Consider the following 13554-nt stretch of genomic DNA (forward strand, 5'->3'; position numbering starts at 1 on the left):
CGGGGATGACATGACCACACGCCACACCTGCATCAGCCTGGCACTGCTCGCCCTGCTGAGCAGCCTGCCCGCCCAGGCCGCGCCGCAGCGCGACCACAGCTACTACCTCACCATCATCCACACCAACGACCACCACGGCCGCTTCTGGAAGAACGGCGACGGCGAGTACGGCATGGCGGCGCGCAAGAGCGTCATCGACCAGATCCGCGCCGACGTGCGCATCCACGGCGGCTACAGCCTGCTGCTGGACGGTGGCGACGTGAATACCGGTGTGCCGGAATCCGACCTGCAGGACGCCGAGCCGGACTTCATGGGCATGAACCTGCTGGGCTACGACGCCATGGCGGTGGGCAACCACGAGTTCGACAAGCCGCCGGCGGTGCTGGCCAGGCAGCGGCAATGGGCAAAGTTTCCCATGCTGTCGGCCAATATCTACCGCCACGGCAAGCGCATGTTTGCACCGTACCAGCTGTTCCGGCTGGGTGATCTGCGCGTGGCGGTGCTGGGCCTGACCACCGACGACACCAAGAAGATGACCAACCCGGAAAATACCCGCGACATCGAATTCCGCCCGCCGGCGGCCGAAGCGGCGCGGCTGATGCCGCAGTTGCGGCGCCGGGCCGACATCATCATCGGCGCCACCCATATGGGCCACTACCCGGACGGCAAGCATGGCGTGAGCGCGCCGGGCGACGTGGAAATGGCGCGCCAGGTAGCAGGCTTCAACCTGATCGTGGGCGGCCACAGCCAGAACCCGGTGTGCATGAAGGCGGAAAACGTGCGCGACGACGCCTACGTGCCGGGCAGCGACTGCGCGCCGGACCGCCAGAACGCCGCCTGGATCGTGCAGGCGCACGAATGGGGCAAATACGTTGGCCGCGCCGACTTCGAATACCGCAACGGCGCGTTCCGGCTGCTCAAGTACCAGCTGATCCCGGTCAACCTCAAGAAAACGGTGAGAATGGCCGACGGCAGCGAGCAGAAAGTGCCGTACAGCCGCGAGATTCCGGAAGACCGGACCGCGCTGGCCCTGCTGCAGCCCTACCAGGACAAGGGCAGCGCCGAGCTGTCCACCGCGGTGGGCAGCAGCGACGGCAAGCTGGAAGGCGAGCGCAGCGTGGTGCGCAAACAGGCCACCAACCTGGGCGTGCTGATTGCCACCACCATGCAGCAACGCGCCCATGCCGACCTGGCGCTGATGAACGCCGGCGGCATCCGCGACTCGCTGCCGGCCGGCAGCATCAGCTACCGCGACATCCTCAAGGTGCTGCCGTTCGGCAATACCCTGGTGTACGTGGACATGAGCGGCAGCGAACTGCTGGCCTACCTGCAGGCCGCTGCGCGCATGACGCCGGGCTCCGGCGCCTTTGCGCAGTTTGCCGGCGTGCGGCTGCGCATTGCTGACGGCAAGGTGACGGAAGCGCAGATCGCCGGCCAGGCCATAGACCCGGCACGCCGCTACCGGCTGGCGCTGAACAGCTTCACCGCCGTCGGCGGTGACGGCTACCCGCGCCTGCTCGGCCACAGCGGCTATGTGAACACCGGCTATGTCGATGCCGACCTGCTGCGCGGCTACTTCGCCAGCCACGGCACGCTGCACAGCGCCGACTTCGCCCCCGGCGATGCGGTAGTGCGGCAGTAAGCCCTCCGGCCGGCATTGTCGCCAGGCTGCACGCAATACTTCGATCGCGTGCGACCGGACCCGGCAAAGCCGGGCCGCATTGTCGTTACAAACTTGCCGCATCTCGGCCTGCCCACGCAGGCCGTTTGCCTGTAAAATCGCCCGGTTCATTTTGGCGGCTCAACAAACGTTGGCCGCAGCTAATTCCGTAGAAAGTTGAGCAACGTGAAAGACGCGTTCCTGAAGAAGATTGCAGACAAATCTGCAGTCATCGGCATCGTCGGCCTGGGCTACGTTGGCCTGCCGCTGATGCTGCGTTTCAATGAAGTGGGCTTCAAGGTACTGGGTTTCGACATTGACCAGAGCAAGGTCGATGCACTGAACGCCGGCAACAGCTACATCGAACACATCAGCGGCGACAGCATCGCCAGCGCCCGCGCCGCCGGCTTCGAAGCCACTACCGACTTCGCCCGCGCCCCGGAAGCCGATGCGCTGATCCTGTGCGTGCCCACCCCGCTCAACAAGTACCGCGAACCGGACATGTCCTTCGTGCTGGGCACCATCGACAGCCTGGTGCCGCACCTGCGTGCCGGCCACCTGGTATCGCTGGAATCCACCACCTACCCCGGCACCACCGACGAAGAACTGCTGCCGCGCATCGAATCGCGCGGCTTCAAGGTGGGCGAGAATGCCTACCTGGTGTTCTCGCCGGAACGTGAAGACCCGGGCAACCCCAACTTCAGCACCCGCACCATTCCCAAGGTATGCGGCGGCGTAACCCCGGCCTGCCAGGAAATCGGTGTGGCGCTGTACAGCGCGGTAATCGACAAGGTGGTGCCGGTGTCGTCCACCCGCGCCGCCGAGATGACCAAGCTGCTGGAGAACATCCACCGCGCGGTGAACATCGGCCTGGTGAACGAGATGAAGATTGTTGCCGACAAGATGGGCATCGACATCCACGAAGTGATCCGTGCTGCCGCCACCAAGCCGTTCGGCTTCGTGCCCTACTACCCGGGCCCGGGCCTGGGCGGCCACTGCATCCCCATCGACCCGTTCTACCTGACCTGGAAAGCGCGCGAATATGGCGTGCACACCCGCTTCATCGAGCTGGCCGGCGAAGTGAACTCGTCGATGCCGGACTACGTGATCAGCAAGGTGGCCGCGGCGCTGAACGAGCGCAAGAAGGCGATCAACGGCAGCAAGATCCTGGTGCTGGGCATTGCCTACAAGAAGAACGTGGACGACATGCGCGAAAGCCCGTCGGTGTTCCTGATGGAAAAACTGCGCGACCTGGGCGCCGAGATCAGCTACAGCGACCCGCACGTGCCGGTGTTCCCGAAAATGCGCGAGCACCGCTTCGAGCTGTCCAGCGTGGCACTGACTGCCGACAGCATCGCCAGCTACGACTGCGTGCTGCTGGCCACCGACCACGACAAGTTCGACTACGCCCAGCTGCAGCAGCATGCGCAGCTGATCGTGGACAGCCGTGGCAAGTACCTGCAGCCTGCGGCCAACGTAGTGAAGGCCTGATCGCCAGCCGGCAGGGATAAAAAAGGCGCCTCCATGGAGGCGCCTTTTTGTTTGGCCGTCCGACCCCCGCTCAGGCGGAAGTGTGCTTGAAGCGGTCCACCTGCTGCACCAGCTCGCCGGAAGTGTTCGACAGCTGCTCGGACAGTTCGGCGGCTTCCTGCACGATGGCGGCGTTGTCTTCCGCCAGCGCGGCGATGCGGCTGATGTTCACCGCCACTTCACTGCTGGCGGCGGTCTGCTGCTGCATTGCCACCGCGGTATCCTGGCTCTTGGAAGCGGTGTCCTCCGCCTCGCTGTGGATCAGCTCCAGCTCCTGCAGCGTTTCCGACACCAGCGCCATGCCCTGGTCCATCTGGCCGCGCGCCTGCTGCATGCGGGTGGCTGCCGCCTGGGTGTCGCCGGTAATCACTTCGATCAGCTGCGCGATTTCCACCGTTTCCTTGCCGGTACGCTCGGCCAGCTTGCGCACTTCGTCGGCCACCACGGCGAAGCCGCGGCCCTGTTCGCCGGCACGCGCCGCCTCGATGGCAGCATTCAGCGCCAAGAGGTTGGTCTGGTCGGCGATCTCGCGGATGGCAGTGATGATCTGGCGGATGTTCTGCGATTTTTCCGCCAGCGAGATGATCATGCGTCCGGCGTCGTCCACCGTGGCGGCGGTATCCTCGATGGCCCGCGTGGTGGCGTGCATGCGTTCACGGCCTTCATTGACGCCCCGCTGCATCTCGCGCGCCACCACCAGGTTCTGCTGGGTGTTGTCACTTACGGAGGAGATGCCGGCCGACATCTGCTCCACCGCGGCGGCAATCTGGGTGGACGAGCTGCTCTGCGCCTCGGCGGCGCCGGCGGCACGCTCCGATACCCCCTGCAGTGCACCGGCGGCGCGCTGCAACTGGTGGGCATTCACTTTCACCACTTTCAGCGTGCCGGCAAAGGCATCCACCAGCGCGTCCAGCGCCCGGCCCATGCGGGCGATCTCGTCCTGGCCATCCAGCCGCGCACGCACGCCCAGGTCCAGGTTGTGGCTCATCTGCGTCATCATGCCTTCCAGCTGCAATACCGGGCGGCGGATGCTGCGGTAGACAGCAAAGCCGCCGATCAGCAGCAGGATCGTCATTGCGGAGGTGGCACCGGCAATCAGCGCCAGCTCGGTGCCGGCACTGTCAACCTGGGTGTCCACCTGCTTGCGCAGCTGCTCCAGCAGCGTATCCTGCGCCGCCTTGAGCTTGGCGATGCGGGCGGAAGTACCGGCAAACCACTGCTGCGGCGTCGTTGCCAGCGGGCTGCCCAGCGGCGCGCCGTACACGCCGTCGCGCAGCGCCTGCACCGCGGACACCTCCGGCGCCGTCAGCTGCGGCTGCAGTGCCGCCAGCAGTGGCGCCGGCGCCAGTTGCTGCAACTGTCCCAGGCAGGCTTCCTGCTGCGCCTGCAGCGACTTGGCCTGGGCGAATTTGGCCTGGTCGAAGCTGCCGGCCACCAGCACACCATTGACGAAACCGCGCTCGCGCCCGGCCAGCTCCTTGGCGCACAGCAGGTTGGACAGCGCGGTGCCGTAGCGCAGCACCTGCACGTCGTCACTGCCGGCGGCCAGGTCGGAGGTAATGGCGATCAGCCGCTCGATATTGCCGCTGTAGTCGGCAAACACCGCCGGCGCCGGCTGGCTGCGGCTGTCGATGGCGCCGCGCTTGCCCAGCAGGGTCTGCACCGCGCTGGCCGCTTCGCCGGCGTGCTGCCCCAGTTCGCCCTTGCGCCCGCTTGCCTGGGCGGCGAAGGCCTGCAGCGCGGCATCGCTCTTGCCGCGCGCGGTAACCAGCGCTTCCGGCACCGCGCCCTGCCCGTTCAGAAAACCGTTGGTCAGGCCGCGCTCGGCCTGCAGCGTGTCGACCAGCGCGGACGCCTGAGCCGCCACATCCACCAGCTGGCGCGCGTCCTGCATGTCGCGCAGGCGGGCAAACTGCTGGAAGGAGACAACCCCGGACAACACGAAGGTCATGAAGGCGAACGGCAGCACCAAGAGCATCAGCTTGGGGCCTAGATTGAGTCGGGAAAGCATGGTGGGCTCCGGGACAAGATTTCGATGAGGCGCCGTTTCTGTTTTTGGTACTGCGACGGCTTACGTTTTATAGAAAATTTAATGCAAAACGCGTGCCGCCTTCTTGTCGCAGCACAAGAAAAGCCAAAGGCCATGCCACCAGGCATGGCCTTGAGCCTTGCAGGCCCTGTTTAACCGCGCGGGCGCACCAGCTGCCAGGCACGGCCCAGGTAGCCCACCGCACCAAAACCGCTCCACACGTGCACCAGACGGGTGAACGGGAAGATGGCGAACAGGCTCATGCCCATGAACAGGTGCAGCTTGAAGATGGGCGAGGCGGCCACGATGAACTGGTCGGCATCACCGCGGAAGGTGATCACGTGCTGTGCCCAGGTCATCAGCAGCACCATTTCGTGGCCATCCAGATGCCGGGAGGACACGACAATGGTGGACAGGCCCAGCAGCAGCGTGGCCAGAATCCACAGCAGCACCAGCTTGTCGCGCCAGGTGGTGTTGGCGGCCAGGCGGTCGCTGCTGAAGCGGCGATGCAGCAGCATCAGTACGCCGATCAGGCACAGGCTGCCCATGATGCCGCCGGCGGTCATGGCGAACACCTGCTTGAAGCTGTGCGCCACGCCCAGCGCGTCCCACACTGCCACCGGGGTGAGCAGGCCCACGGCATGGCCGAAGAACAGGCCGATGATGCCGAGGTGGAACAGGATGTTGCCCACGCGCAGGCTGCCGCGGTGCAGCAGCTGGCTGGATTCGCTCTTCCAGCTGTACTGCTCGCGCTCGAAGCGCACCAGGCTGCCCAGGATGAAGATCGCCAGCGCGATGTACGGGTAGATCCCGAAAACGAATTGATGCAAGTAGTCCATGTCTTTCTCCTTGCGGCCAACGGGTGGGCGCTGCCGCCCGCCCGGGCCGGCGACGGATTAGTGGCAGGCGGCCGGGCCGCTACCCTTGGGATAGAAATTGACCGGGGCGATCTGCGGCAGCGCGGGCTTGAGCAGCGGCTCCACGCCGTCGATGCCGGGGCCGAAGGTCTCCAGCGCCTCGTCCATGTCGCGGATCGGCGGCACGGACAGCGGCTCCGGCGCCACCGGCGACAGCCACACCAGCGCCGCCAGCACGCCGGCGTAGTCACTGCCGCTGTCGGCCAGCTTGTTGCCCACGTGAGCCAGCACGTGCACCGCGTCACCCAGCAGGCGGTTAGCTTCGTCCGCTTCGCACAGCGACAGGAACTCCAGGAACAGCGGCACGTAGTCCGGCAGCTCTTCGCTCACCGGCTCGAAGCCATGCGCCTTGTACTCCTCGATCAGATCCACCATGGCCTGGCCGCGGGCGCGGTCCTCGCCGTGGATGTGCTCGAACAGGTGCAGCGAGTGCGAGGGGTTGCGGTCGAATATCTGCACGTAGTCCTGCTGCAGCTCGATCAGCTCGCCTGCGGCCAACCTTTGCAGCAGCGGCTCGGCATTGCGCGCCACTTCCTCCTCGCCGGCCAGTACGGCGCGAATCTCGGGCAGAGCCTCGACCAGCTCCGCCTGCGGGTAGCCCAGCAGTGCTGCCAGGGCGCGATAGATCATCGGGTTGTGCATGATCAGCCTCCTGCGTTGGCCTTGCGGTCACGACGCATGTCGTGGAACACGATGGGGGTGGCCTTCTTCTTGCCGAACAGGCTGGGCTCGGAAGTGCCGGTGGAGCAGCCGTTGCCAAAGCTGAAGCCGCAGCTGGCCTTGTCGTCGAAGGTGTTTTCCACCATCTCCTTGTGGCTGGACGGGATCACGAAACGGTCTTCGTAGTTGGCGATCGCCATCACCTGGTACATCTCTTCCACTTGCGGGCCACTGAGGTGGGTGCCTTTCAGGGTGGCCGGGTTAATCACCTTGTCCACGCTCTTGCTGCGCATGTAGCGGCGCATCGCCACCATGGTTTCCAGCGCCTTCACTACCGGCTCTTCCTTGCCGGCGGTCAGCAGGTTGGCCAGGTACTTGATCGGAATGCGCAGGTCCTTCACGTCCGGGATGATGCCGTTCTCGCCGATCAGGCCGTTTTCCAGCGCGGACTGGATCGGCGACAGCGGCGGGATGTACCACACCATCGGCAGCGTGCGGTATTCCGGATGCAGCGGGAAGGCTACCTTCCACTCCATGGCCATCTTGTACACCGGCGACTTCTGCGCGGCGGTGATCCAGGCTTCCGGAATGCCCTGCTTGCGCGCTTCGGCGATGATGTCCGGCGCGTTCGGGTCCAGGAACACGCCCAGCTGCGCCTCGTACAGGCTCTTCGGATCTTCCACGCTGGCGGCGGCTTCGATCTTGTCGGCGTCGTACAACAGCACGCCCAGGTAGCGGATGCGGCCAACGCAGGTCTCGGAGCACACGGTAGGCTGGCCGGCCTCGATACGCGGGTAGCAGAAGATGCACTTCTCGGCCTTGCCGGTGGTCCAGTTGTAGTAAATCTTCTTGTACGGGCAGCCGGACACGCACATGCGCCAGCCGCGGCACTTGTCCTGGTCGATCAGCACGATGCCGTCGTCTTCACGCTTGTAGATGGAGCCGGACGGGCAGCTGGCCACGCAGGCCGGGTTCAGGCAGTGCTCGCACAGGCGCGGCAGGTACATCATGAAGGTGTTCTCGAACGCCGAGTACATCTCCTTCTGGATGCCTTCGAACAGCGCATCCTTGGCGCGCTTGGAGAATTCGCCGCCCAGGTCGTCTTCCCAGTTCGGGCCCCATTCGATCTTGTCCATCTTCTTGCCGGTGAGCACCGACACCGGACGCGCGGTCGGCGGGGTGATCATTTCCGGTGCGTTCTGCAGGTGCTCGTAGTCGTAGGTGAACGGCTCGTAGTACTCGTCGATGGACGGCAGATTCGGGTTGGCGAAGATATTGGCCAGGATCTTCAGCTTGCCGCCCTGGCGCGGTTCCAGCTTGCCGTCGCTGCGGCGCACCCAGCCGCCCTGCCATTTGTCCTGGTTTTCCCATTCCTTGGGGTAACCGATGCCGGGCTTGGTTTCCACGTTGTTGAACCAGGCGTATTCGATACCGTCGCGGCTGGTCCACACGTTTTTGCAGGTTACCGAACAGGTATGGCAACCAATGCATTTGTCGAGGTTGAGCACCATACCGATTTGGGCACGGATTTTCATGTTCTTGCTCCTAATGTCTCAGAAGGCTCGGGAGAGGCGGCGCCCGGGGCGCCGCCAATGCGCTTACACGCCTTCCGAGAGCGGCTTGTCCAGCCAGTCCACGTTCTTCATCTTGCGCACCACCACGAACTCGTCGCGGTTGGAGCCCACGGTGCCGTAGTAGTTGAAGCCCCAGGCCAGCTGCGCGTAGCCGCCGATCATGTGCGTGGGCTTGGTCACCGCACGGGTTACCGAGTTGTGGATGCCGCCGCGCTTGCCGCTGGTTTCCGCGCCGGGCACGTTCACGATCTTCTCCTGGGCGTGGTACATCAGGCTCATGCCTTCCGGCACGCGCTGCGATACCACGGCGCGGGCAGTCAGCGTGCCGTTGACGTTGAACACCTCGATCCAGTCGTTGTCGACGATGCCGGCCTTCTTGGCGTCGATCTCGGAGATCCACACGTGCGGGCCGCCACGGCTCAGGGTGAGCATGCGCAGGTTGTCGGAGTAGGTACTGTGGATGCCCCACTTCTGGTGCGGAGTGATCCAGTTCAGCACGATCTCGCTGTTGCCGTTCGGCTTCTTGCCCAGGATGGCCGCGGTGGTTTTCAGGTCGATATGCGGGCGGTACACGCACAGGCCCTCACCGAAGGCGCGCATCCACTGGTGATCCTGGTAGAACTGCTGGCGGCCGGTGATGGTGCGCCATGGAATCAGCTCGTGCACGTTGGTGTAGCCGGCGTTGTAGCTCACTTCTTCGCTTTCCAGGCCGGACCAGGTCGGCGAGGAGATGATCTTGCGCGGCTGTGCCTGCACGTCGCGGAAGCGGATGCTGTCATGCTCGCGCGGCAGGGCCAGGTGGGTGTGGTCGCGGCCGGTGATCTTGGACAGCGCGTCCCATGCCTTCACTGCCACGTGGCCGTTGGTTTCCGGCGCCAGGGTCAGGATCATCTCGGCGGCGTCGATGGCGGTATCCAGCTTGGGCTGGCCTGCGGCCACGCCGTCGGCCACGGTCTTGTTCAGGCCGCGCAGGATGTCCACTTCATGGCCGGTCTTCCAGGCAATGCCCTTGCCGCCGTTGCCCACTTTCTCCAGCAGCGGGCCGATGGAGGTGAACTTGTCGTAGATCTTGCGGTAGTCGCGTTCCACCACCGTCATCTTCGGCATGGTCTTGCCCGGAATCGGCTCGCACTCGCCTTTTTTCCAGTCGCGCGGGTCGAACGGCTGGCCCAGTTCTTCCGGGGTGTCGTGCATCAGCGGGGTGAGAATCAGGTCCTTGCGGGTGCCCAGGTAATCGCCGCCAACTTCGGAAATCGCCTTGGCGAAGCCCTTGTAGATCTCCCAGTCACTCTTCGACTGCCACAGCGGCTGCACAGCCTCGGACAGCGGGTGGATGAACGGGTGCATGTCGGAGGTGTTCAGGTCGTCCTTCTCGTACCAGGTGGCGGTAGGCAGCACGATGTCGCCGTACAGGCAGGTGGTGGACATGCGGAAGTCCAGCACCACCAGCAGGTCCAGCTTGCCTTCCGCCGCCGGGCGCACGGTGATTTCGCTCGGCTTGATGCAGCCGTCCTCGTCGTTCATCACCGCGTTCTGGGTGCCCAGCAGGTACTTCAGGAAGTATTCGTGGCCCTTGCCAGAGCTGCCCAGGATGTTGGAACGCCACACGAACATATTGCGCGGGAAGTTCTTCGGGTTGTCCGGGTCGTTGCAGGACATGTCCAGCTTGCCGGATTTCAGGTTCTCCACCGCGTAGGCGATCGGGTCCTTGCCCTCGGCCTCGGCATCGCGCACCACGTCCAGCGGGTTGGTGGTGAGCTGCGGCGTGGACGGCAGCCAGCCCATGCGCTCGGCCTTGGCGTTGTAGTCGATCAGCGCCATCTGGCTCATGCGGCCATCGGCGGTGGGGGCCAGAATCTCGTTCACGCCCAGCTTTTCGTGACGCCACTGGCTGGTATGCGCGTAGAAGAAGCTGGTGCCGTTCATCTGGCGTGCCGGGCGGTTCCAGTCGGCAGCAAAGGCCAGCGGAGCCCAGCCGGTCTGCGGACGCAGTTTTTCCTGGCCCACGTAGTGGCACCAGCCGCCGCCGCTCTGGCCGATACAGCCACACAGCATCAGCATGTTGATGATGCCGCGGTAGGTCATGTCCATGTGGTACCAGTGGTTCAGCGCGGCACCAACGATCACCATGGAACGGCCATGGGTCTGGTCGGCGTTCTGCGCGAACTCGCGCGCCACCTGGATCACCATCTCCGGCTTCACGCCGGTGTGCTTCTGCTGCCATGCCGGGGTGTACGGCACATCGTCCATATAGCCGGAGGCCACATTGCCGCCGCCCAGGCCGCGGTCGATACCGTAGTTGGCCGCCATCAGGTCGAATACGGTGGCCACCAGCGCGCTGCTGCCGTCGGCCAGGGTGATCTGCTTCACCGGCACATTGCGGGTGAGCAGCTCGTCATGCTCGCTGCCGAAGTACGGGAAGCCCACGCCCACCACGTCGTCGCGGTTGTCGATCAGCGACAGGCGTGCCTTGATTTCGCGGCTGCTGTTGCCGTCCTTCTCTTCCAGGTTCCACTTGCCGCTCTGGCCCCAGCGGAAGCCCACCGAGCCGTTCGGCGCCACGATGTCGCCGGACAGTTCGTCCAGCACCAGGGTCTTCCATTCCGGGTTATTGTCTTCGCCCAGGCCACCGGCAAGGTTGGAAGCACGCAGGAAGTAGTCCGGAATGTAACGGCCGCCGTCTTTCTTCAGCGTCACCAGCATCGGCATGTCGGTGTACTGGCGGATGTAGCCGGTGAAGTATTCGGACGGATTGTCGAGGTGGAATTCCTTGAAGATCACGTGGCCCATGGCCATGGCCAGCGCGGCATCGGTGCCCTGCTTCGGTGCCAGCCAGATGTCGCCGAACTTGGCCATTTCGCCGAAGTCGGACGATACCGCCACGGTCTTGGTGCCCTTGTAGCGCACTTCGGTATAGAAGTGGGCGTCCGGGGTACGGGTCATCGGGATGTTGGAACCCCATACCATCAGGTAGTTGGAGTTGTACCAGTCGGCCGATTCGGCCACGTCGGTCTGCTCGCCCCAGATCTGCGGGCTGGCCGGTGGCAGGTCGCAGTACCAGTCATAGAACGACAGCGGCACGCCACCGATCAGGCTCAGGTAGCGGCTGCCGGCGGCGTAGCTCACCATGGACATTGCCGGAATCGGAGAGAAGCCCACCACGCGGTCCGGGCCGTAGTTCTTGATGGTGAAGGCGTTGGCCGCAGCGATCAGCTCGTTGGTTTCTTCCCAGGTGGCACGTACGAAGCCGCCCTGGCCGCGCTTGGACTTGTACTGCTTGGCGGTTTCCGGGTTCTGGCTGATCTTTTCCCAGGCCTCGATCGGGCCCATGGTCTTGCGGGCTTCGCGCCACAGCTTCATCAGCCGGCCGCGAATCATCGGGTATTTCACGCGCTGGGCGGAATACACGTACCAGCTGTAGGAGGCGCCACGCGGGCAGCCGCGCGGTTCGTGGTTGGGCAGGTCCGGGCGGGTGCGCGGGTAGTCGGTCTGCTGGGTTTCCCAGGTGATCAGGCCGTTCTTCACATACACCTTCCAGCTACAGGAGCCGGTGCAGTTCACGCCGTGGGTGGAGCGCACGATCTTGTCGTGCTGCCAGCGTTGGCGATACCCGTCTTCCCACTTGCGGTCTTCCTTCACCACCGCACCGTGGCCGTCGGCGAAGGTGGATTTCACCTTGCCCAGAAAATTCAGTCTGTCGAGAAAGTGGCTCATTTTGCCTCCGAATGGTTGCCGCCTGGCGGCCCGCAAAGGTTGGCCGCATTGCCGTTGCGGACACCTGTGGTCACGCTGAGAAGCTTAGGCCGGCGACACCAGTGCGCCCATTCGCCACAGGTGGCAGCGGACACTGGCAGACGGAGGAAGGGAACTAGCTCGAAAGGAGTAGCCGCACTGGCCGTGCGGCGGGTGCGGTTGCCGGCAAGGGGCCTTGCCGGGCGGGCCTGCCGTGTGCCCGACGGGCAAAAGACAAGGGCCGGTGCATGGCACCGGCCCTTGTTGTTTCCAGCTGCGGCCAACGTTGGCCGCAAGCATTACGCCACTTCGTCCTCCAGCGCCCGGGCGATCACCAGCTTCTGCACGTCCGAGGTGCCTTCGTAGATCTGCGCCACGCGCACGTCGCGGTAGATGCGCTCCAGCGGGTAGTCGGCCAGGTAGCCGTAGCCGCCCAGGGTCTGGATGGCCGCCGAGCACACCGCCTCGGCCATTTCCGAAGCCACCAGCTTGGCCATGCTGGATTCCTTCAGGCACGGCTTGCCGGCATCCTTCAGCGCCGCCGCATGCCACACCAGCTGCCGCGCCGCCTCCAGCTTCGCCGCCGCCTCGGCCAGGCGGAAGCCCACCGCCTGGTGGCGGATGATGGCCTGGCCGAAGGTGTGGCGCTCGGTGGCGTAGCGGGTGGCAAACTGCAATGCCGCGCGCGCCATGCCCAGGCACTGCGCGGCAATGCCGATGCGGCCGGATTCCAGGTTGGCCAGCGCAATGCGGTAGCCCTCGCCTTCCTTGCCCAGCAGGTGGCTGGCCGGCACGCGCACCTGGTCGAATACCACCTGGCAGGTGTCGGAGGCATGCTGCCCCATCTTGTCTTCCACCTTGGCCACGCTGTAACCGGCGGTGGCGGTGGGCACCAGGAAGGCGCTGATGCCCTTCTTGTGCGCCGCCGGGTCGGTCACCGCGAACACGATGGCCACGTCGGCATGCTTGCCGTTGGTAATGAACTGCTTCACGCCGCTGATCACCCAGTCGTCGCCGTCGCGCACCGCGCGGGTGCGCAGTGCCGAGGCGTCGGAACCGGCATCCGGCTCGGTGAGGCAGAAGGCGGAAACCCACTCGCCACGGGCGATCGGGCGCAGGAAGGTGTCCTTCTGCCAGTCGTTGCCGAAGCGCTCGATCGGGCCGCAGCCCACCGAGTTGATCACCGAGATGATGGTGGACAGCGCGCCGTCGCCGGCAGCGATCTCCTCTATCACTGCGGCCAACGTCACGTAGTCGAGGCCAGCGCCGTCCCAGTCCGCCGGCACGGTGAGGCCGAAGCAGCCCAGCTCGCCCAACCCCATCAGCGCCTGGCGCGGAAAGAGGTGGCTCTTGTCCCATTCGGCAGCATGCGGCGCGATTTCGCGCTGCACGTAGTGGCGAACGGCGTCTACTACCAGTTCCTGTTCAGCAGTCAGCAGCATGTCGCGCTCC

At 64.9% G+C, this 13554-nt stretch carries 8 protein-coding genes; 2 read left to right on the forward strand and 6 right to left on the reverse strand.

Translation table 11 applies throughout. From position 1 onward, the window contains the following. Positions 1-10 precede the first annotated feature (10 nt). The gene (gene ushA / locus PSELUDRAFT_RS17520) at positions 11-1642 is read left to right on the forward strand and encodes a bifunctional UDP-sugar hydrolase/5'-nucleotidase UshA (RefSeq protein WP_088968051.1); all 1632 of its coding nucleotides are present in this window, start codon (positions 11-13) and stop codon (positions 1640-1642) included. Between the two features lie 204 nt (positions 1643-1846). Beyond that, the gene (locus PSELUDRAFT_RS17525; RefSeq protein WP_088968561.1) at positions 1847-3151 is read left to right on the forward strand and encodes a nucleotide sugar dehydrogenase; all 1305 of its coding nucleotides are present in this window, start codon (positions 1847-1849) and stop codon (positions 3149-3151) included. 70 nt (positions 3152-3221) lie between these two features. Here PSELUDRAFT_RS17525 and PSELUDRAFT_RS17530 read toward each other — a convergent pair whose 3' ends face one another. The 6 genes from PSELUDRAFT_RS17530 to PSELUDRAFT_RS17555 all read right to left on the reverse strand — a co-directional run bounded on the left by PSELUDRAFT_RS17530 (position 3222) and on the right by PSELUDRAFT_RS17555 (position 13544). After that, the gene (locus tag PSELUDRAFT_RS17530) at positions 3222-5201 is read right to left on the reverse strand and encodes a methyl-accepting chemotaxis protein (RefSeq protein WP_088968052.1); all 1980 of its coding nucleotides are present in this window, start codon (positions 5199-5201) and stop codon (positions 3222-3224) included. Positions 5202-5371: 170 nt separating this feature from the next. Beyond that, the gene (gene narI, locus PSELUDRAFT_RS17535) at positions 5372-6058 is read right to left on the reverse strand and encodes a respiratory nitrate reductase subunit gamma (protein ID WP_088968053.1); all 687 of its coding nucleotides are present in this window, start codon (positions 6056-6058) and stop codon (positions 5372-5374) included. Positions 6059-6115: 57 nt separating this feature from the next. Then, on the reverse strand, positions 6116-6778 hold the full coding sequence (gene narJ, locus PSELUDRAFT_RS17540) for a nitrate reductase molybdenum cofactor assembly chaperone (RefSeq protein WP_179947560.1): 663 nt from the start codon (positions 6776-6778) through the stop codon (positions 6116-6118). A gap of 2 nt (positions 6779-6780) precedes the next feature. Further along, entirely contained in the window at positions 6781-8331 is a 1551-nt protein-coding gene (narH, locus tag PSELUDRAFT_RS17545) for a nitrate reductase subunit beta (protein ID WP_088968054.1), read from the reverse strand. A 63-nt stretch (positions 8332-8394) separates the two neighbouring features. Beyond that, the gene (locus PSELUDRAFT_RS17550; RefSeq protein ID WP_088968055.1) at positions 8395-12084 is read right to left on the reverse strand and encodes a nitrate reductase subunit alpha; all 3690 of its coding nucleotides are present in this window, start codon (positions 12082-12084) and stop codon (positions 8395-8397) included. A 317-nt stretch (positions 12085-12401) separates the two neighbouring features. Further along, entirely contained in the window at positions 12402-13544 is a 1143-nt protein-coding gene (locus tag PSELUDRAFT_RS17555; protein ID WP_088968056.1) for an acyl-CoA dehydrogenase family protein, read from the reverse strand. Positions 13545-13554 lie beyond the last annotated feature (10 nt).

Origin of the sequence: Vogesella sp. LIG4 (assembly GCF_900090205.1) — a bacterium.
GTDB lineage: Bacteria > Pseudomonadota > Gammaproteobacteria > Burkholderiales > Chromobacteriaceae > Vogesella.